Origin of the sequence: Janthinobacterium leeuwenhoeki, from assembly GCF_051380795.1 — a bacterium.
GTDB lineage: Bacteria > Pseudomonadota > Gammaproteobacteria > Burkholderiales > Burkholderiaceae_D > Janthinobacterium.
In genome coordinates this window covers 32265-52695 of sequence record NZ_JBNYXT010000005.1, presented here as the reverse complement: position 1 = coordinate 52695, position 20431 = coordinate 32265, and the positions used below count along the sequence as shown (strand labels likewise).

At 61.4% G+C, this 20431-nt stretch carries 14 protein-coding genes; 3 read left to right on the top strand and 11 right to left on the bottom strand.

Annotated elements, in window-relative coordinates:
* Positions 1 to 230: 230 nt before the first annotated feature.
* The 6 genes from ACQ4WS_RS06255 to xsc all read right to left on the bottom strand — a co-directional run bounded on the left by ACQ4WS_RS06255 (position 231) and on the right by xsc (position 7148).
* Positions 231 to 1025 (bottom strand): ABC transporter permease subunit, encoded by a 795-nt coding sequence (locus tag ACQ4WS_RS06255; protein ID WP_436474922.1) that lies wholly within the window; start codon positions 1023 to 1025, stop codon positions 231 to 233.
* Positions 1026 to 1104: 79 nt separating this feature from the next.
* Entirely contained in the window at positions 1105 to 1938 is an 834-nt protein-coding gene (locus ACQ4WS_RS06250; protein WP_436474920.1) for a taurine ABC transporter ATP-binding protein, read from the bottom strand.
* 84 nt (positions 1939 to 2022) lie between these two features.
* A complete protein-coding gene (tauA, locus tag ACQ4WS_RS06245; protein WP_436474651.1) occupies positions 2023 to 3075 on the bottom strand; it encodes a taurine ABC transporter substrate-binding protein in 1053 nt (350 codons plus the stop codon).
* Between the two features lie 115 nt (positions 3076 to 3190).
* A complete protein-coding gene (locus tag ACQ4WS_RS06240; protein WP_436474649.1) occupies positions 3191 to 4630 on the bottom strand; it encodes an NAD(P)/FAD-dependent oxidoreductase in 1440 nt (479 codons plus the stop codon).
* A gap of 25 nt (positions 4631 to 4655) precedes the next feature.
* On the bottom strand, positions 4656 to 5081 hold the full coding sequence (locus tag ACQ4WS_RS06235) for a nuclear transport factor 2 family protein (protein WP_436474647.1): 426 nt from the start codon (positions 5079 to 5081) through the stop codon (positions 4656 to 4658).
* 246 nt (positions 5082 to 5327) lie between these two features.
* The gene (gene xsc, locus ACQ4WS_RS06230; RefSeq protein ID WP_436474918.1) at positions 5328 to 7148 is read right to left on the bottom strand and encodes a sulfoacetaldehyde acetyltransferase; all 1821 of its coding nucleotides are present in this window, start codon (positions 7146 to 7148) and stop codon (positions 5328 to 5330) included.
* Between the two features lie 202 nt (positions 7149 to 7350).
* On the opposite strand from xsc, the gene ACQ4WS_RS06225 reads away from it, so the two are divergent.
* From ACQ4WS_RS06225 to ACQ4WS_RS06215, 3 genes are read left to right on the top strand one after another with little or no spacing between them, the layout of a single operon-like run.
* Complete coding sequence (locus tag ACQ4WS_RS06225) at positions 7351 to 8202, top strand: IclR family transcriptional regulator (protein WP_436474645.1); 852 nt, start codon at positions 7351 to 7353, stop codon at positions 8200 to 8202.
* A gap of 41 nt (positions 8203 to 8243) precedes the next feature.
* Positions 8244 to 9218 carry an AAA family ATPase gene (locus ACQ4WS_RS06220; RefSeq protein WP_436474643.1) on the top strand — a complete coding sequence of 325 codons (975 nt, stop codon included), beginning with the start codon at positions 8244 to 8246 and terminating at the stop codon, positions 9216 to 9218.
* Positions 9215 to 10948 carry a cobaltochelatase CobT-related protein gene (locus ACQ4WS_RS06215; protein WP_436474641.1) on the top strand — a complete coding sequence of 578 codons (1734 nt, stop codon included), beginning with the start codon at positions 9215 to 9217 and terminating at the stop codon, positions 10946 to 10948. The genes ACQ4WS_RS06220 and ACQ4WS_RS06215 overlap by 4 nt, the downstream gene beginning before the upstream one ends.
* Here ACQ4WS_RS06215 and ACQ4WS_RS06210 read toward each other — a convergent pair whose 3' ends face one another.
* The 5 genes from ACQ4WS_RS06210 to ACQ4WS_RS06190 form a co-directional block, all read right to left on the bottom strand.
* Positions 10949 to 11641: a choice-of-anchor E domain-containing protein gene (locus tag ACQ4WS_RS06210; RefSeq protein WP_436474639.1), complete on the bottom strand. Its 693-nt coding sequence runs from the start codon at positions 11639 to 11641 to the stop codon at positions 10949 to 10951.
* A 232-nt stretch (positions 11642 to 11873) separates the two neighbouring features.
* Positions 11874 to 13016 (bottom strand): AAA family ATPase, encoded by a 1143-nt coding sequence (locus ACQ4WS_RS06205; protein ID WP_436474637.1) that lies wholly within the window; start codon positions 13014 to 13016, stop codon positions 11874 to 11876.
* Positions 13013 to 13900, bottom strand: a complete 888-nt coding sequence (locus tag ACQ4WS_RS06200) for an RNA ligase family protein (RefSeq protein ID WP_436474635.1) — start codon at positions 13898 to 13900, stop codon at positions 13013 to 13015. The genes ACQ4WS_RS06205 and ACQ4WS_RS06200 overlap by 4 nt, the downstream gene beginning before the upstream one ends.
* 326 nt (positions 13901 to 14226) lie before the next feature.
* The gene (locus ACQ4WS_RS06195) at positions 14227 to 15891 is read right to left on the bottom strand and encodes a ShlB/FhaC/HecB family hemolysin secretion/activation protein (RefSeq protein WP_436474633.1); all 1665 of its coding nucleotides are present in this window, start codon (positions 15889 to 15891) and stop codon (positions 14227 to 14229) included.
* Between the two features lie 29 nt (positions 15892 to 15920).
* On the bottom strand, positions 15921 to 20234 hold the full coding sequence (locus ACQ4WS_RS06190) for an MBG domain-containing protein (RefSeq protein WP_436474632.1): 4314 nt from the start codon (positions 20232 to 20234) through the stop codon (positions 15921 to 15923).
* Between the last annotated feature and the right edge of the window lie 197 nt (positions 20235 to 20431).

Here is a 20431-nt window from a genome sequence, read left to right as displayed (position 1 = left end):
GCTCTGTTTCTGCCGCGCGGCTTTGTTTTATTTAGGCAACACCGTCAAGCAGCATCGATACATCATCAAATCAGTCTGGTTGGCTGCATGCCATAAGTCAATCTGGAAATGCAGCGGCCCGGCGCGGCGCCCAAGGAGCAAGCGCGCTGGAGGATACGTACGGGGTATGGCGGTTGAAAAGAGGGAGCGGCGGCAACACTTGTGGCGTGCGCGCCACTCCCGGGAACGTCTTACACCTTGCCCTTCCATGGCACGAGGGTACGTTCGAGGTAACGCATCATCAAATCAAACAGGAAAGCGAAGAAGCCGATCACGATAATGCCCATGATCACCACGTCGCTGGCCAGGAACTCGGAGGCGCTCAGCACCATGTAGCCGAGGCCGCGCGTGGCCGCCACCATTTCGCCAGCCACCAGGGTGGTCCAGCCCACGCCGATGCCGATGCGCATGCCGGTGAGGATTTCCGGGATCGCGGCCCGCAAAATCACGTGCACGATGACCTGGAAGCGGGTAGCGCCCATCGAGTACGCCGCGTGGATTTGCTCCAGCGATACGGAGCTGACGCCGGCCCGGGCCGCGATCGCCATCGGCGCGAAGATGGCCAGGAAGATCAGGTAGACCTTCGAAAACTCGCCAATGCCGAACCAGATGATGACCAGTGGCAAGTAAGCGAGCGGCGGCAGCGGACGGTAGAACTCGATCAATGGATCGAAGATGCCGCGCGCCACGCGATTGACGCCCATCATCACGCCGATGGGAATGGCCAGCAGGCAGGCCAGGCCAAAGGCACCGAACACGCGCACCAGGCTGGCCACCGTGTGTTCCCACAGGGTAGCGCCGCCGAAACCGGTGGTCGCCGCCATGATGAATTTCTCGTACACGGCTTGCGGCGACGGCAGGAACAGGGGTTTCACCATGCCGCTTGCCGTCACGCAAAACCACAGCAACAGCACGGCGATAACGGTGACAGTGGCGATGCGGCTGGAATTGCCCTGCCCCGGCGCGCCGAACGCTTCGCCCGGCATGGCGCAGCGGGGAGCGAACAGGCGTCCAAAGAAACCGGCGCGCTTGGCAGTGGTGGGAGGAAATCCCACGACGGATGGGCTATGCATGGGACACCTCCAGCTCTTTATTGACGGCGTGCTCTTGGTTCATTGCGCGCTCGTCGCCATAAATGATGTTGAGCACCGTTTCGCGCATCTTGATGAAGTCCGGGCTCGATTTCACGGCGCGCGCATCGCGGCATTCGAGGAAGCGCTTGTTGAAATCGAGTTCATACGTGTGCGTGATGCGGCCCGGACGGGGCGACATGACGATCAGCCGGTTCGCCAGGAACAGCGCCTCGTCGACGCTGTGGGTAATGAAGAAAAACATGGTGCTGGACTTGGCCCAGATATCGAGCAGCAATTCCTGGATGGTTTCGCGCGTCAGCGCATCGAGCGCCGCCATCGGTTCATCCATCAGCAGCATGGCGGGATTGCTGGTCAGGGCGCGGGCGATGCCGACCCTTTGCTGCATACCGCCCGACAATTGATAAATCATATTGTCGTGAAAGTCCTTCAAGCCGACCAGCGCCAGGTTTTTTGCCGCCTGTTCGCGCCGCACGGCTTTCGCCACGCCTTGCAACTTCAAGCCGAATTCCACGTTTTCCATCACGTTCAGCCATGGCAGCAAGGCATGCTTCTGGAACACCACGCCACGGTCGGCGCCCGGTCCTTCCACCTTGTTGCTGCCCAACATGATTTCGCCCTTGGAAGGGGCGATAAAGCCCGCCATCAGACTCAGCAAGGTCGTCTTGCCGCAGCCCGAGGCGCCCAGCGCGACGACGAAGTCGCCGCTATTGATGGTGAGATTGATATTATTTAAGGCATGGACGCGTTCACCGGCCGTCTTGCCCGGATAAATCACGCTGACATCCTTGACGTAGAGATTTTCCATCATGTGCCCCGCATAGGTGTAGTCACTTCAGTTCAACGCACTCTGTTCAGTCAGCGCGCCCGCAGGCGCGCCATCGCACAACGTTTACTTCAGCAGGCCGGCGGCCTGTGCATACCTGGGTGTCACATATTTGGCGTAGTCAGGGGCCAGCGTATCGATCTTGCCTTCGCCCTTCAAAAATTGCGCCGTGGCCAGCAAGGCTTGCGCCACGCCGCCCTTCGCACCGCCACCGAGCCAGGCCGGCGAGGCCTGTTCCTGCAGCGATGGGTAGGCGTACAGGGCCACGGAAGCGGCCACGTCCTTGGCGGCAGCGCCCGAATGCTTGACGTTGGCTTTCACTTGCGGCGAATCGATGGTCCACGCTTTCGGATTGGCGCGGTAGTCGGCGTCGGCAGCGGCCATCACCTTGACGAACTTGGCCATGAAATCCGCATTCGCTTCGCCCCAGGCACGCTCGACGGCCATGCCGTCAAACGTGGCCTTGCCCTTCTTGCTCAGTTCGCCGGAGGTGACAAGCACCTTGCCGTTTTGCTTGAGTTTGCTCAAGGCGGGATCCCACACGAAGGCGGCATCGATGTCGCCCCGCTCCCAGGCGGCGGCGATCTGGTTCGGCTGCATGTTCAGCAATTTCACTTCCGTGGGCTTGATGCCCCACGTTTCCAGCGCGAACATGGTGTGGAAGTGCGTGGTGGAAACGAAAGGTACGGCGATCTTCTTGCCGCGCAAGTCCGTCGGCTTGGTGATGCCGGCGCCATTGCGGGCCACCATCGCTTCGGCTTCGTTGATGTCGTCGATGATCCAGAACAGTTGCAGATCGACGCCGCGGCTGACGGCCGCCGTCAATGGGCTCGAACCGATGACGCCGATCTGCACGTCGCCGGAAGCCATGCCGGTGGCTACCTTGGCGCCCGAATCGAACTTGCGCCAGTTGATTTTATAGCCGGTGGTCTTTTCCACTTCGCCGCTGGCGATCGCCACCAGGAAGGGACCGTTGATTTCCTGGTAGGCAATCGTCACCTCCTTGCTTTGCGCAAAGGCCGTAGCGCTGGAGGCAAGGGTAAGGCCCAATACCAGGGTGCCGAGGACGGCGCGGCGCATCGTTGAAAAAACCGTGTTTTTGCTCGTATTTGTGTTCATGTCTCACTCCAAGTGTATTGTTATGTGTGAACGTGCGGGCAATCTCATCCCTTTCGGGAGGCGCCGCTGTTTGCTCTTTGTCAACCATGCGGCGGCTTAGTACGGCTACTGCTATTTAAAACACTTCATCCTTCAAGTGATACCAGCGGTACAGGAAGCGCTGGCCCAGGCGGCGGAACGGGGCGAAGGCTTGCGACTCGACCAGTTCCATCATGTTGGGATACGGCAGTTTCGAATTGAAGATCGGCAAGCCCGTGTCGCTGGCCTTGCCGGCGATGCGCTCGGCCATGCGCCGCCCGGCCTGCGCCGAGTACATGACGCCGTTGCCACCGTAACCGAGCGAATAGAAAATCGATTGCTTGGGGTCCGGTTGCACGATGCGCGGCATCATGTCGTGGCTGACGTCGACCCAGCCCCACCACGAATAATCGATGGCGATGCCCGTCAACGCAGGGAACTTGCGGTGCAGATCGTTGATCAAAAACTGTTTGTACTTGTCGTCCGGCGCGTCGGCGCCCGTGATGGCGCTGCGGCTGCCGATCTGCACGCGGTTGTCCGGCATCAAGCGGTAGTAGTGACGCAGGATGCGCGTATCCGTGATCACCTGGTGGGTGCGGAAGTTGCACGCCTCGATTTCCGCCGGGGTCAGCGGACGCGTGACGAGCGAGTTAGACAAAATCGGCAGCAGGCGGTTTTTCACTTGCGGATGCAGATGGGGCGAGGTGTAGCCGCCCGTGGCCACGGCCACGGCACGGGCCCGTACCACGCCACCCGGCGTTTGCAGATAATGCACGCCGTTGCGCGTTTCCCAGCCCATCACGGGGCTGGACGGATGCACCTTGGCGCCCAATGCGCGCGCCTTGCGCAGGTAGCCGAACGCCAGCTTGCCAGCGTGGATGCCGATGCCTTCCGGCTCGTGCAGCGCGCCAGCCGCCTCCTTGTCGTCGACGAATTCGCGCTTGACGGTGTCGGCGTCAAGAATGCGCGCGTCGTATTTGAAGATCTCGCGCATGAGCTTGGCTTCTTTTTCCAGCGCGGGCATGGCTTTCGCCTTGTGGGCGATGTACAAGTGGCCGCCCGGTTGCGGGTCGCAATCGATGTCGGCCGTGATCTTCTTGAACGTTTCCATCGCGTCGCACACTTCCGCGTGCAATTTCAGGGCCGTATCCATGCCGTAGCGATCTATCCACTGCGAGCGTTTCAGGCGGCCCGTCGTGCATTGGGCCTGGCCGCCATTGCGCGTGCTGCAGCCCCAGCTGACGCGGTTCGCTTCCAGCACCGTCGCCTTGATGCCGTGTTCCTGGGCCAAAAAGATGGCGCAGGAGAGACCGGTAAAACCCGAGCCGATGATGGCCACGTCGACGTCGATGTCATGCGTGATGGGGCCGTCGTCAGCGGGTGGCTCGCCGGCCGTGCCGATCCAGTAGGTGGGCGCGTAGGCATTGCCGTGACCTGGGCGCTGGGCCACCAGGGGATCGAAGGCGGGATCGTAGGGCGTGCGGGCGGCGGTGCTGTTGCCCAGTACGCCAGGCGGGGTGTCGACAGGTTTGTTCATGATCATTCCTGGTGAACGTGCTGGCTCAGGCTTTGGCAGCCGTGACGACCGGTGGGCGATCCTTGCGGAAGGCATTCTTCACGGCGATCTTGCCGTCACGGAAGGTGAAGATGTCGACCATGCGCGCTTCGATGCGCGTGCCGTCCGCCTTGGTGCCGGAAAACGTGCATTCCGTCACGCCGCGCTGGCCGCTGACAAAGTGCACGGGATTGAGCCAGGCGGCGTCGGGAAAGGTTTGCCAGGCCAGCTCGAAACCGGCACGCACGGCGTCGCGGCCGATGAAGCTCTTGCCCAGCAAGTCAGGGCCGGCTACGGCATGGAATTCGCAATCGTCCGCCATGGCGCCCATCAGGGCCTCGATATCGTGGCGGTTCCAGGCATCGCCGAACGCTTGCAGGAAATCAGTAGTCACGGCGGTGGTGACGGCGTCAGTAGGTACTCGTGTATTCATTTTTGTCTCCGTAAATCGTTTTTGATACGCTACGTTCCGTTTTTTGTCTTTTATTGAATTTAAGCCTTAAGCATGGCCTTGTCAAATCAAATAATTCAAAAAACGGGACGGTTTGTATTCTTTATTGAAATTGCGCTATTGAAGTGACAATGTGTGAGGATTTCGTCACAAGCCATCCAAACCCGGATGCAAGTACCGGGGTCGAACCCTCAGGGTTCGACCCCAGCATTTGCGACCTTGGGTTACTTAAACATAGTCTTTATATTTGTCCAGGTGACGCACAGGTTTGCTCAGCGCATCACGGCGGAACGGGTCGCCCAGCTCGCGCGTGCACATGATTTCGATGATGGTAGTCTTGCCTTCATTCATCTGCATGGCTATGGCCTTTTTCAAGGCCGGGCCCACGTCTTCCAGCTTGTCGACCGTGATGCCTTCGGCGCCCATGGCCCGCGCAATTTCCGCGAAGCTCTGGTTGTCGAGCTCACCGGCCACGAAACGGCGGTTGTAGAAGTCGACCTGGTTTTTCTTTTCTGCGCCCCACTGGCGGTTGTGGAACACCACGGCCGTCACGGGAATGTTATGGCGCACGCAGGTCATCGTTTCCATCAAGCTCATGCCCCAGGCGCCATCGCCCGCATACGACACGGCCGGACGATGCGGCGCGGCCACTTTCGCGCCGATGATGGTCGGAAACGCGTAGCCGCAGTTGCCAAAGCTCATCGCCGCAAAGAAGCTGCGCGGCTTTTCAAAGCGCAGATAGCTGTTCGCCACCGAGTTGATGTTGCCGATGTCGGTCGACACCATCACGTCTTCCGGCATGGCTTTTTCCAGCTCGCGCAAGACCTGGCGCGGGTGCAGGTAATTGCCCGGCTCTTTCTTTTGCTCTTCGATCATATCCAGACTGTACGCATCCTTTTCATGCGTCCAGTTCGTCAATTCCTCTTCCCATGCGGCCTTTTCCGCCTGCACGGTGGCATAGCGCTCGTCGCGCGTGGCGTCGCAATCGAGGCTCTTGCCATCCAGGCGGGCCAGGATGGCTTTCGCGGCAGCCTTGGCATCGCCGCAAATGCCCACCGAAATCTTTTTCACCAGGCCCAGCATCTTGTTGTCCGCATCGATCTGGATGATCTTGGCATTTTTCGGCCAGTAATCCATGCCGTGCTGCGGCAGGGTGCCGAACGGGCCCAGGCGCGAACCGAGGGCGACGACGACGTCGGCCTTGGCGATCAGTTTCATGGCCGCCTTCGAGCCTTGATAGCCGAGCGGACCGCACCACAGCGGATGGCTGGCGGGGAAGGAGTCATTGTGCAGATAGCTGTTGACGACGGGCGCGCCCAGGCGCTCGGCCAGGGCCTTGCACTCTTCGATCGCTTCGCCCATGACGACCCCGCCGCCCGAGATGATGACGGGGAACTTGGCTTTTGCCAGCAATTCGGCCGCATCGTTGAGGCTTTGCTCGCCGCCAGCGCCACGGTCCAGGCGGTTCGGCTTGGGAATTTCTGCCTTGATTTCGCCATAGAAATAGTCGCGCGGGATGTTCAGTTGCGTCGGGCCCATTTCCGACATGGCACGGTCAAAGCAGCGGCCCGTAAATTCCGCCATGCGGGCGGGATTGGTGACGTGGCCTTGATATTTCGTAAATTCCTCGAACATCGGCAGCTGGTTCGCTTCCTGGAAGCCGCCCAGGCCCATGCTCATGGTGCCCGTTTCCGGCGTGATGATCACGACGGGGGTATGCGCCCAGTAGGCGGCGGCGATGGCGGTGACGCAATTGCTGATGCCGGGGCCGTTCTGGCCGATGACCACGCCGTGGCGGCCCGAGACGCGGGCATAGCCGTCGGCCATGTGGCCGGCGCCCTGCTCGTGCACGACGGGAATCAAACGGATGCCGGCGGGCGCAAAGATATCCATCGGATCCATGAAGGCCGAGCCCATGATGCCGAACATGTCGGTCACGCCATTGGCGGCCAGGGTTTCCACGAACGCTTCGGAAGGCGTCATCTTTTGCGGGCCTACAGAAGCCGAAGGATTTACTGCGGCTGCGGCGGCGGCTTTTTGCTCGGTCATGTCATTCATGGGTGTCTCCTGGTCTGTGGTAATGAACTGCAGTGTAGTTATCAACTTATTTATCAAAAAACGGTATATTTTGTTCCGAAATTTGATATACAATTCAATTTAAGCGTTCGGGAATCAAAAGTCAAACAGATTTTCAAGGAAACGGTACAATTTGAGTTCGAAAATGAAATAACACACCGAGGCAACCATGGACATGATTTCATCCCCAAAACTTGAGCCAGAAAAACTGGAAGGCGACACGCCCACGATGCGTTTGTTTGCCTTGCTGGAAGTGATTGCCGAGAAAGACCAGTTGCTGTCGCTGCAAGCGCTGGTGGAAGAAACGGGGCTACCGAAACCCACCTTGCACCGCATGCTGCAACAGCTGGAAAGCGTGGGCGTGCTGCAGCGCGAAAGCGATGGCCGCCACTACAGCACGGGCGTACGCTTGCGCCGGCTGGCGTCGAACCTGCTGATTAACAACACTTTCCATGGCGCCCGCCGCATGGTCTTGCGCCAGCTGGTCGAGGAAGTGGGCGAAAGCTGCAACCTGACGGCCTTCAGCGGCAGCGAAGTGGTGTACCTGGACCGGGTGGAAACGGCGGCCCCGCTGCGCTTCTACCTGCATCCCGGTTCGCGGGTGCCGGCCCACTGCTCGTCGAGCGGCAAGCTGTTCCTGGCGCAAATGACGCCCGTGCAACGGCGCCGCTTGCTGGGCCACATGGAATTGACGCGCTTTACGGACAAGACGGAAACGGACCCCGTCAAGCTGGAACGCGAACTGGAACTGGTGCGCCGCAACGGCTATGCGCTGGACGATGAGGAATTCCTGCCCGGCCTGCTGTGCGTGGCCGTGCTGGTACCGAATCCGAACGGCCGCTCGAACCTGGCCGTGGCCATCCAGGCGCCCATCATCCGTTTGACGCACGACAAGGCTTTACATTTCTTGCCAGCATTGCAACGCGCGGCGCAAGCCCTGGCCGCCATCGAATCGGAAACCATGCCGACGACGGGCGGGGACGACGACGCCGCATTTCAAGCCGCGCATTCGGCTGGCAATTCATAACCGCTGCGGCATCCATGCTGCGGCTAGACCAGGAGAACAAGGTGCCAGATTCACGCCAACATCCCCCCGCCGCAGCGGCGCAAACCTTGCAGTCCGTGCGCAGCCTGTTCAATATCGACAGCGACCTGCGCGTGCCCGTCTTCACGGAGCGCGACCCGCACGTGCCCGACATCGATCCCGCCTACCGCTTCAACCAGGATGTGACCCTGGCGATCCTGGCCGGCTTCAGCCACAACCGCCGCGTGATGGTGCAAGGCTTGCACGGCACGGGCAAGTCCACGCATATCGAGCAAGTGGCGGCGCGCCTGAACTGGCCTTGCGTGCGCGTCAACCTGGACGGCCACATCAGCCGCCTGGACCTGGTCGGCAAGGACGCCATCGTGTTGCGCGAACAGCAGCAAGTGACGGAATTCCAGGAAGGCATCGTGCCCTGGTCGCTGCAGCGCCCCGTGGCCCTGATTTTCGACGAGTACGACGCGGGCCGCCCCGACGTGATGTTCGTCATCCAGCGCATCCTCGAGCGCGACGGCAAGTTCACGCTGCTGGACCAGAACCGGGTCATCACGCCGCATCCCCACTTCCGTTTGTTCGCCACCTCCAATACCGTAGGATTGGGCAACTTGAACGGCATGTACCACGGCACGCAAGTGCTCAATCACGCGCAGATCGACCGCTGGAATATCGTTGCCACCCTGAACTATCTGCCGCAGGCGGAAGAAACGGCAATCGTCCTGGCGCGTGTCCCGGCCATGAATGACGCAGCGGGCCGCCAACTGGCAAGCAGCATGGTGGCCGTGGCCAGCCTGACGCGCCACGGTTATGCGGCGGGCGACCTGGCCTGTCTGATGTCGCCGCGCACGGTGATTACCTGGGCGGAAAATTGCCAGATCTTCCGCGACCCGGCGCTGGCCTTCCGCCTGTCCTTCCTCAACAAATGCGACGAGGCCGAGCGGCCCATGGTGGCCGAGTATTACCAGCGCTGTTTCAATGAGGAATTGCTGGCGACGGCGCCATGAGCGCCGAAGCAAGTGCTCCTGCCGCCTACACGCGCGAGCAGCAGGAAACGGATGAACTGTGCGCGGGCGCCATCCGCGCGCTCAGCGGCGTTGCCGCCATCCGCTACCGGGGCCGGCGCCTGCACGATGGCCACCGCCCCCTGCCCATCCACGCCGCCCATCTGCAGCCCGATGCGGCGCTGCAGGATTTGCCCTCGCTGCGCGGCGCGGCCGATAGCGTGGCCCTGCGCCTGCGGCACACGGATGCGGCCCTGCACAAGTCCTTCTGCCCGCCAGAACCCGTGGCGCGTCTGGTGTTCGAGCTGCTGGAGCAGTTAAGAGTGGAAACGCTTGCGCCAGATCAACATGCCGGTGTCATCAACAACCTGCGCCACCGTTTTACTGCATGGTCGCATGCGTTTTACGATTCCGGCCTGGCCGAGGGCGCTTCGGGCTTGCTGCTGTACACGGTATTCCAGATGTGCTGGTCGCGCCTGACGGCCCGGCCCGTGCTGGAAAAGACGGAAGATTTTATCGAAGCGACGCGCTGGTCAGTCTCTTCACAATTGAGCGGCGACCTGGCTGGCTTGCGCCGCCACCGCACGGATCAAGCCACCTTTGCGCGCCATGCGCTGGCCATCGCCCACGCCGTCGATGCCATGCTGAAAGAGGCACAAACGGCGCGCGACGGTGGCCAGGACGAGGCCGGGGACGCAAAAGCGCAGGCGGCCTTCAAGCTGCTGCTCGATTTCGACAGCGACAATGACAACCTTCCAGACGCCGCCCCGCTGGGCGAAAGCCGCGCCTTGCGCGACAGTGATGGCGCCTACCGCGCCTATTCCTCGGTCTACGACCGCGAGGAAAAGGCAGGCGAGCTGGTGCGCCGCGCCCTGCTGCTCGACTACCGCGAACGCATGGATGCGCGCATCGCCAGCCTGGGCATCAACACGGCCCGCCTGGCGCGGCGTTTCACGCAATTGCTGGCCGTACCCGAGCGCGACGGCTGGTCGTTCGGCGAGGAAGAAGGGTACATCGACGGCCGGCGCCTGGCGCAGCTGATCAGCTCGCCCTCGGAGCGCCGCTTGTTCCGCAAGGAACAATTTTTGCCGCAAGCCGATTGCCTCGTCACCTTTCTCGTCGATTGCTCCGGCTCCATGAAGACGCATGCGGAATCCGTCGCCGTGCTGCTCGACATTCTGTTGCGCGCACTGGACCAGGCCGGGATCAAGACGGAGTTGCTGGGCTTTACGACGGGCGCCTGGAACGGGGGAAGAGTCAAGCGCGACTGGATGCGCGCCCGCTCGCCGGCGAATCCGGGCCGCTTGAACGAGCTCGTGCACATGGTCTTCAAGGATGGCGATACCAGTTGGCGCCGCGCGCGTCCCGACATCGCTGCCCTGTTGAAGGCGGACCTGTACCGCGAAGGCGTCGATGGCGAAGCCGTGGACTGGGCGTGTACACGCATGCTGGCGCGTCCCGAGCGCCGGCGCATCCTGCTCGTCGTCTCCGACGGTTGCCCGATGGATACGGCGACGAATCTGGCCAACGACGAGTTTTACCTGGCACAACATCTGAAACAAGTGGTGGCGCGCCGCGAAGCGCAGGGCGCCGTGGAAATCTGCGGTCTGGGACTGGGCCTGGATCTGGGCACCTACTACAGCCGCAGCCTGGCCACCACCCTGCCCGCCTCGCTGAACAATGAGTTGTTCAGCGAGATCGCGCAGTTGATCGGCGGGCGGGGAAAACGCTAGCTATGCCCGTGGTTTGCGGCGGCGCGCCATCACGCCGGCCAGCGCCAGGCCCGTCAGCAGCATGACATAGGTTTCCGGTTCCGGCACGGCGCTGACGTATTCATAGGTCACTGCCACGCGGCCGGAAGCGGCAGTCTGGAATTGAGTCAGTAAATTACCGGAACCGCTGCCCGTCGAGGAACCGATGGCGTTCAGGCCCAGCTGGATCAAACCACCGCCGGCCGAGGAAAACAGCGCGAAGTCGCTGGCACTGGCGCTCGTGTAGGCATTCGAGCCCGTACTGGATCGTGGTCCCGTATTCGCGCCCGAGGTGCCGGCGAAATCGATGCTGCCGTCGAAGCCGCTCAGGGCGAATGTCTGCGTAAACAGCGGATTGGCCACCAGCAAGGTGGAATTGTCGGGACGATACAAGGTCAGCAGCGACGCCAGGCTCAGGGTCACATCGGATGCGCTGGCGTCAAGACTTTCCGCCTTGCCACTGCCCTGCACGGCGCCTTCCAGGTGGAACTTGATCGACGTCAATGTCCCCAGTTTGCTGTCGAACTTGCCTAATCCCAAAGTGTCAGTCCAGTTGGTGGCGCCCAGCGCGCGGTCGGCGCTGAAGGTGATGGTCTGGGTGGCCGCCTGAGCGGAAGACGCAGCGCCGAGGCCAAGCAAGGCGGCTGCAGCCAGTGCGATGAGAGGTTTTTGCATCGATGACTCCTATTCATTCAATGAGGAAGAGTGGATCACCCAGTGATTCACTCAGGAAACGCGAGGGAGTCCCCTCGCGCCACAGCCTGGCCATTCAGCTACCAGGCAATTCATTGTAATAAATGAAAGAGTCGCAATATACTCAGTTTGTTGCAATTTTTAAAATATATATTATTATTTTGATTGCTTGTAGGCGCACAAAAAACAGCGAACAAGCGCTTTCCACAGTGCTTCAATCGACGCAGTAACGCACGACGTGCGCCTCCATCGGCAGGGGGATTTCCCAGTTCCACAACATCGCTTGCAACTTCTTGTTACTCAGCGACGTGTCGCGCTGGCCGTTGCGCCGCAGTAATTCCTTGCGCGGCTGCTCCAGGTACACGAGTTCCACCTGCGCATGGTATTTGTACAGCAGGTTGAGCGTCTTTTCACGCATCAGCTTGGACAGATGCGTGGCGTTCCACACGAACGGTTCGCCCTTGCGCAACAGTTCGCGCGCCCGCTCTTCCGCATAATCGCCCACCTGCCCTTCGTTCTTGCCGTGCTTCAAGCCCAAGGCCGTCCGCGCATCGTCGAAGGACACGACGGGCAGGCGCGGATGGTGCTTCTCCACCCACGTATTCTTGCCCGATGCAGGCAAGCCCGACATGACGATCACCTGCGAGCCCGGCTCCTGGAACAGGGAATAATCGGGATGCGCCTCGGCGCCGCGAAAATATTTGACGCGCGTGTGATCGTCGACAAAAACCCGCCGCTGGCCATAGCAGCCGTCCTCGCGCGCCAATTCACGGAACAGCTCGATGGCATCGAGGATGCGCTGCGGGTCCGGGCAAATCCGGCCGCGAATATCGGCTTCGGCCAGCATGGCCAGCAGGCGGATATCGACCTGCCACGACAGTTCGCGCACGGTAAATTCGGGCGTGACGCCGCGCCGCGAGGTTTCCAGCGCAAAGAAAGGCACTTGATGTACGTTAATCAGGCGGCAGATTTCTTCGCGCACGGCAAACGGTACGTCAACATCCCACAGGGCGATGCGCGCATCGAGGGCACCCTTGCGCGAGTGACCCGGCTGGCCGATGGCGCCGGTCACCGGGTCGATCACCGTGGTGCTGCACTTGGCCACGTCGTGCAGCAAGGCAGCCAGGAACACGATTTCCTGTTCCGCCCGCGTGGCTTGCTGATAGTCAGGCATGCCCAGCAGGGACTCCACCACCATCATGGTATGCGTCCACACGTCGCCTTCCGCGTGGTAGACGGGGTTTTGCGGTGTCGTCTTCGCCAGTTCCAGCTGGGGAAAGGCGGCCAGGCAGGCGCTAAAATCGGGCGACTGGCCCACTGGCGGCACCAGTTGTTGCAGGGTTTTCCAGTGCATCATTTTGTACTCCTCGAAAAGGCTGCCAGTTCGTCGAGCGAACGGCAGGTATGCAAGCCCAGGCTTTCCCACGTGACGAGCGGCTGTGGCGCGTACAGGTCCACGCCATCGGCCAGCAGATTCGGGATCAAGGGCCGCGTGCTGTGGTGCGAACCGCTGTCGAGGATGGTTTGCGTAAAGTCATGCCGCACCAGCTTGTAGCGGGCCAGCACTTGCTCGTCATCTTCCACTTTCAGGTACAGGCCTTCCGCGTGGTCGGACTTGTCCGTCTGTTTCCAGCACAGATCCAGCGGCAGGCGTTCGCGCGCCACCGCGTGTTCAAAAGCGTCGCGCCACAAACGGGACTTGGCCAGCGAATGGCGCAGCAGCTGCCACAGCTGCTTCGGCGACGTGGGCATCTTGCCCGCATACAGCACGGGGACCGATAACACGGGCGAGCCGGCCAGCATGGCATGGCGGCGCGCCGTCGACAAAAACATCTGGCGGCGGCGGCAATACACGTCGAACTCGTTGAAATAATGCGGCAAGCGGTCGTAAAACACGGAATGCTTGCTGTACGACCATTCGCCAAACAGCACAAATTGATCTTCCAGCAGAGGCAGCAAGGCGTGTTCATGCCCATGCGCCCACGGTTTCAACAGGTTGAACTGGCGTTCGCTGCCGCCGCCCGCCAGGTAGTGGCCGCGCGACTGCAACAGCACCTCGCCCGCATCGCTGAACGACACGGCAGAGTTGGCGCCATCGATTTTTTCCTCGATGACGACGTACTGGCCGGCCAGCTTTTTCAAGGGCATCTGGTCGGAAGCGTCGTCGCCATCCTGCAGGCGCGAGCCTTCCAGGTGCGGCGTGCGCGGGTATTTGAATAAGGGTAAAGATTGTAAAAACATAGCGTCCCACGCCGCGTTCACCGGGGCGTGTCCATACAGGGTCAGGGGTGCTGACGACGTGTTCGGGCGTGGACGGTCGAGACCAGAGTCTCGGATACGTGTGCGGAGGAAGCAAAAACAGTGCCGCAGCAATCGGGGGCGTCAACGCGCCGAACGATGCTGCAGAGAGCATTTCGTCAGCGTTAGCAGGTGATGGCGAAGTAGCGAGGCACTTTTGGCTCCAATGAGGAAGAGGTTCGAGAAAGAACGAGGAATATAACGGGTGTTTGCATATTTTGCAAGGCGCACGCGTCAACCGTGCGCCTTGCCATCCGACGAACTAAAAGCTAGAAGCGGTATTCCACATTCAGCCACACACGCGGCTTGGGATCGCTGTTCGCCTCCGATTGCGGCCGGCCGCCCACGGTGCGCCAGGCCAGGGCGGCATCCGCGCTCCACGCCTGGTATTGGTAGCGCAAGCCCAGGCCGCCACCGCTCAGGCTGCGCCGGTTGTCACCGGCCACCACCGGCTTGGCGTTGACCGTGATGCGTCCCGTATCCATGAAGACATACGGCACGTAGGCACCGGCGTCATAGCGCAGTTCCAGCTGCGCCAGGGTACCTTCGTCGCCGGTGGCTTCACCGGATGGATACGCGCGCACGCCACTGGCGCCGCCCAGGCTCAGCTTTTCGGACGAATCCAGGTTCTTGTCGGCCTGCTGCCAGCTCAGGTGGGCCATCAGGTTGAAACCGGCGGGCAAGGATTGCAGGCGCACCACATCGAGGTTGACCTTGTGAAAACGACCGTTGCTCTTGTAATCATCAACGGCCGTCAGGCCCGCATCGAGTTTCAACTTGCCTGGAGTCCAGCTCACGCTGCCGTAGGTGATGCCATCGAACGCGTCGCGGTAATCGAATTGCAGGGCCAGTGGCATGGACTGGCTGGACTTGCTTTCGTAGGTCTGGGTGCTATCGCGGTTATCGCGCAAATCCTTCGATTGATAGGTGGCGATCAAGGTCAGATTGGCCTTTTGCGAGCGCAGGATAGGATAGCTGAGGCCAGCGCTGGCAACCTTCGCAGTTCCGTTCGCATCCAGGCTGGCGAATTCCTTCGCCAGCTCATAGCTGGTGTGCGAATAGCCTACGTTGCCGCGCAAACCTGACGCTCCCAAAGGCAGGCTGTAGCCAAGCGAGCCGAGCCACAATTGCTCCTCGCTCAGCAGTGCACGCACGGTGATCTGGTCGCCCAGCAGGAAGGGACTATTGATGTCGAGATTCGCACGCACGCGGTTTTTCCCCGTGTAGCGGCTACCGGCATTGTCCAGGCCGATGTCACCCCTCACGCGCTGGTCGCGGGCAACCTGGACGATCAAATCGCCCGTTCCCGCCAACGTTCCAGGACGCATCGTGGCGCTGGTCTGGATACCGGGCAAATCATCGAGCAACAGGGTGGCCCGTTCCAGCGGTCCGCTGGCGATCACGCTGCCGGGACGCAAGCCATCGAGGAAGGCCGTCGCCTGCTGCGCCAGGACGCTATCGTCGCCTGCCGCCTGCACCGCGCCATAACGCCCCTCGATGACGTTGATGCGCAAGTCGCCGTGCTCCAGGTCTTGCGGCGGCAGTATGGCGCGGGCAAACGGGTAGCCACTGGCCTGGTAAAAGTCAGTGATGCGCTCGGCCAAGCCGCGCAAGCCGGCCAGGTCGAAGGTCTTGCCCGTGACATCGCCCAGCACCGCGCGCAGCGCTTCCTCGGCAACGACGGAATTGCCCGTCAACTTGAGCGAACGCAAAACCACCGTCGCGCCTCCCGGTACGATGGCAGCGGAACCCAGCGGCGCCTGAATCTTCAGTGGCTGGCTTTCGCGTGGCGGTGCAATCGGCGGCTGCAACTGCTGCAGGGTTTGCCCCGCGTCAGGGGGAACTTGCGCCTGTGCTGCTGGTGCAAAATGCAATAAAGCCAATCCCAGCGCCATGGCAACAGCGGTGCGTTGTGGATATTGTTGTTTTTTCATAGATGTTTTTTCATATTGAGTCAGTACCATCATTGCGCCACGCCCTCGGAGACCGGGACGGCGGGAGCAACGTTAATGCCGCCGTTGACGACAAAGATGCGGGTCATGCCCGGCGTGACGCTGCTGCCCGACGCTGGCAACGCGGCCAGCAGCGTATCTGGCGCCGTGCCAGTAGCCGCTGCCGCGGATCTCACCTCTTCTACCACCGGCACCAGGGCCAGCCCACCGATCAGGCTGACGCCGCCGTTTGGCACACTGCTGACGCCATCGGCGGCATACGCGACGCCCGGCACGGCCAGGCCAGTAGCAGAAGCCGTCGTGCCAGCCGCCACATCGTTGGTGCCAGTGGTGACCTGGCGCCGCGCCAAACGAATTGCGTTTTCCAATGAGGGATCGGCGTCTATCGTCAAGTTGCCGTTCCGGGCAGTCACCACATAGTTGCCATTGGCCAGGGCAGAAGCGTCAATCGTGTAACGGCCCACGTTTTCACCGGCCACGCGGCGCAAGACGCCGGACAGGCTGTCGCCCTCCACCAGCGCGCCTTGCGTCACCTGATAGGTCAAGCTTGGATCAACGTTGCCGTAGATCTTGCTTTTCGCATCGGCCGTCACCGTGATAGCACGCGCGGCTATGCTCAAGGCGCCGTTGTGCGCCGTCACCACATAGTTGCCGTTCGCCAGGGCGGAGGCGTCTATCGTGTAGCTGCCCACGTTTTCACCTGCCACGCGGCGCAGCACGCCACCCAGGCTGTCGCCCTCCACCAGCGCACCTTGCGTCACCTGATAGGTCAAGCTTGGATCGACATTGCCGTAGATCTTGCTCTTCGCATCGGCCTTCACCGTGATAGCACGCGCCGCTATGCTCAAGGCACCGTTGTGCGCCGTTACCACATAGTTGCCGTTCGCCAGCGCGGATGCATCGATCGTGTAACGGCCCACGTTTTCACCGGCCACGCGGCGCAAGACGCCGGACAGGCTGTCGCCCTCCACCAGCGCACCTTGCGTCACCTGATAGGTCAAGCTTGGGTCGAGATTGCCGTAGACCTTGCTCTTCGCATCGGCCGTCACCGTGATAGCACGCGCCGCTATGCTCAAGGCGCCGTTGTGCGCCGTCACCACATAGTTGCCGTTCGCCAGAGCAGAAGCGTCGATCGTGTAGCTGCCCACGTTTTCACCGGTCACGCGGCGCAAGACGCCGGACAGGCTGTCGCCAGCGACCAGGCTGCCCTGCGTCACCTGGTAAGTCAGGCCAGGATCAACATTGCCGTAGATCTTGCTTTTCGCATCGGCCGTCACCGTGATAGCACGCGCGGCTATGCTCAAGGCGCCGTTGTGCGCCGTCACCACATAGTTGCCGTTCGCCAGCGCGGATGCGTCGATCGTGTAGCTGCCCACATTTTCACCGGCCACGCGGCGCAAGACGCCGGACAGGCTGTCGCCAGCGACCAGGCTGCCCTGCGTCACCTGGTAAGTCAGGCCAGGATCGACGTTGCCGTAGATCTTGCTTTTCGCATCGGCCGTCACCGTGACCGGTCGCGCCTCGATGCTGGCGCTGATGCCGCTGGCGTTCAACACATAATTGCTGTTTGACAGGCTCAAGGTGCTGGAGTCAAAGCTGCTGTAGCGGCCGGCGTTGCGGCTGCCGACACTGGCTGAACCCGTCACGCTAGGCGCACTATCGCCATTGACCAGTCCCGACAGCACAAAGCCGGCATTAAACGTACCGCTGCCGTCGTAGGTCTTCGTCACGGCCACGTTCAACGGCCGGGGCGTCACCGTCCAGTAGACAGGACCACCCGGCGTCAAAGTATAACCAGCCTTGCCCAAGGTGAGGCCGGTGCCATAGGTGATCGTGTAGAGGCCGGTCGATGAGGTGGCGGAAGGCGCACCCAGCCAGGTAATGGTGCCGCTAACGCCGGCATCCGTGACCAGTCGCCCGTCCACGAGCGCGTCATACAGCGCATAGTTAAAGATCGGCATGTTGCCATATACGCTGCTACCGGGCGTCAGGCGCAGATACACCGACTTGGGAGTGTTACCGGCGGCATCGTCGACCGAGACGATGGCGGACGATAATTGCGAAATGGGCGCCGCCGCATAATAAACCGACAGGCCGCCTGACTGCCCGGGAGCCAGGTCCGGCACGCGCATGAACATGGCATAGCTGCCATCGGTCTGCCCTGAGGCGATCAGCGAGCTTTTCGGATCCTTGAACACCACGTTGGAAAACTGGCAGCAGTCGCTATGGACGGTGTTCACGCCAGCTGTCGTCGAATAAAACAGCACGGCCGACCCGTTTGTGCCGCTACTGATTTCACTGACCATGATGGCATTCGACGGCGCATTCGCGTCAGTCAGGGGCACGAACGCCCCGCCGCTGATCGCGCCCTTGGTCTTGAAATTACGGTCCGACGCGCCGATGAAGTCGTCGCCAGTCCCCAGCCACATGCGTACATTTGCCAGTGGCGTGCTGCTCAGGTTGGTGACGCGACTATCCATGTTGATATAGGCTTCTCCCGTCTTCAACGTGTAGCTGTGCGTCACGCCGGCAGATTGCTGCAAGGTCTGGAAAGTCAACGTTCCCGTCGTCACCACGGTACCGACACCCTCTTGATAACCGGCAATGTTCAGCGAACGATTACTCAGCGCATTCAAATAGCTGCCTGCCGAGCCCATCCCCGCCCCGCCCCCATTCAAATTGGAGGCCAGCACTTCCCCGGTGCCATTCCAGGAGTTGCTGCCGTCACCGCCTGCGGCGATGGCAAACTCGAATGGCCTCGCGCTATAGGTCAGCTGGTACCAGCCGTTACGGCCCGCAGTGGTATTATCGAAATAGGCTGGGCCTTTCAGCAGACCATCGTCCGTGAACGAATTTTCCACGCCGTTGCCATAACGCACCTTGCCATTGTCCAGCACCAGATTGTTCACGCGTCCGCCGCTACCCTTTTGCCAGGTAAATGCGGTGGCATGCGGAATGTTCACGGCAACGCCCAGCGAAACACTGTAGGCGCTGCCGGCACCATCGGCCGTGGCTTGCCCGTACTGGTATGCGAGCTGGCCCGTGCCCCTCGCGTTCAGGTTCGCATTGATATTGATGTTGCGCTCGGCAGTAAGCGTGAGCTTGTTAGCCGACCAGTTGATCGCGTCATTCACGTGGATGTCGCCGTTGCCGCCCGTCGTCCCCATGCTGGTCGTCATGATGGAGAAATTGTTGTTGGCCAGGGCGCTGGACACCGCCGCCCCCGTCATGTTGCCACCGCTGGCCGCTACCGTGAAGTCGTTCGGATCGATCAGCCAGGTACCAGTCTTGCCGCGCGGCGCGGCAGTGGTTACGCGCGGTGCGCCGATGACAACCTGGTTCGCACTCGTTTCGATAAAGCCGCCGTCCCCGCCCTGGTGGGCGCTGGCATCCAGCACGCCGGCCACACGGACGCTGCCCTGACGCATGTCACCGAGCAGCACGATCTGACCTTTTTCGCCCGTGGCCAGGGTATGCGCCTCGATCACGCCCGTATTGTTGATGACGCTGGAGGCCAGCTGGCCGGCCGCCTTGGCCGTCAGGTAAACGTGGCCGCCATCGGCGCGGATGGCGCCGCCATTTTCGATCAGGGTATCGAGCGCGCCCTGCGTCACCTGCAACTTGATCGGACCGCCCAAGTCCAACACGACCTGGCTACCAGCGCCCATCAGCACGCTGCCAGCATGGGCAGCAATGCTGCCGCTGTTGCTGATTCGGGCGGAAATCAGGGCCACATAGCCGCCGTCGGCCGCGCGGATCGCGCCCTCATTGACGATGCTACCGGGCCCCTTGCCGTTGAAGACATGCTTCTTGCCGCCCATGCTGGCATTGTCCACATCCAGGGTCGAGGCGACGAGGCCGCCCACATTGACCTGGGCCGTACGGCCGAACAGGATGCCGTTCGGGTTAATCAAATACACCTGGCCATTGGCGTTCAGGCGCCCGAGTATCTGCGAGCCATTGCTGTCGAGAATGCGGTTGACGGCCAGTGCATTCGACGATGGCTGGACGAAATTGACAGTTTCCTTGCTGCCCACATTGAAGCTGGCCCAGTTCAGCGACGCCTGCTCGCTCGTCTGCCGTATCGTCGTCGTGGTGCCGGACTGCGTGATGGTCGCCGTGCCGGCCACCACTTGGCCACCCGCGGGCCCGGCACAGGCGGGTCCACCCAGCGCCAGGGCCGCCATAGCGGCAGCGGCGGCTGCGAGCTTGCGGCGCCCGCCCTTGCCGCGCCCGCGCGAAGTCTCGGCAACCGCGACCCAGGCGTTCAGGACATGGCTCCAGACGAGCCGGTATATGTGATTCAGTGATCCGTGGCGATGCATGCTCTCTATCCTTGTTAATGTTGTACAGGGAGCGCACAGGCGATGTCGGCCATGCATGTGCGTGCCGCGCAGGCAGCGCCTACCACGCTCCCATTCTTGTTACTTTCCACCACATATAGGTGACAAAAAGCTTCAAAAATTTCCTTAGGGAAAATGTAACAAAGATTCAGGATTTATAAGTGAGCAAACCTGAGCGA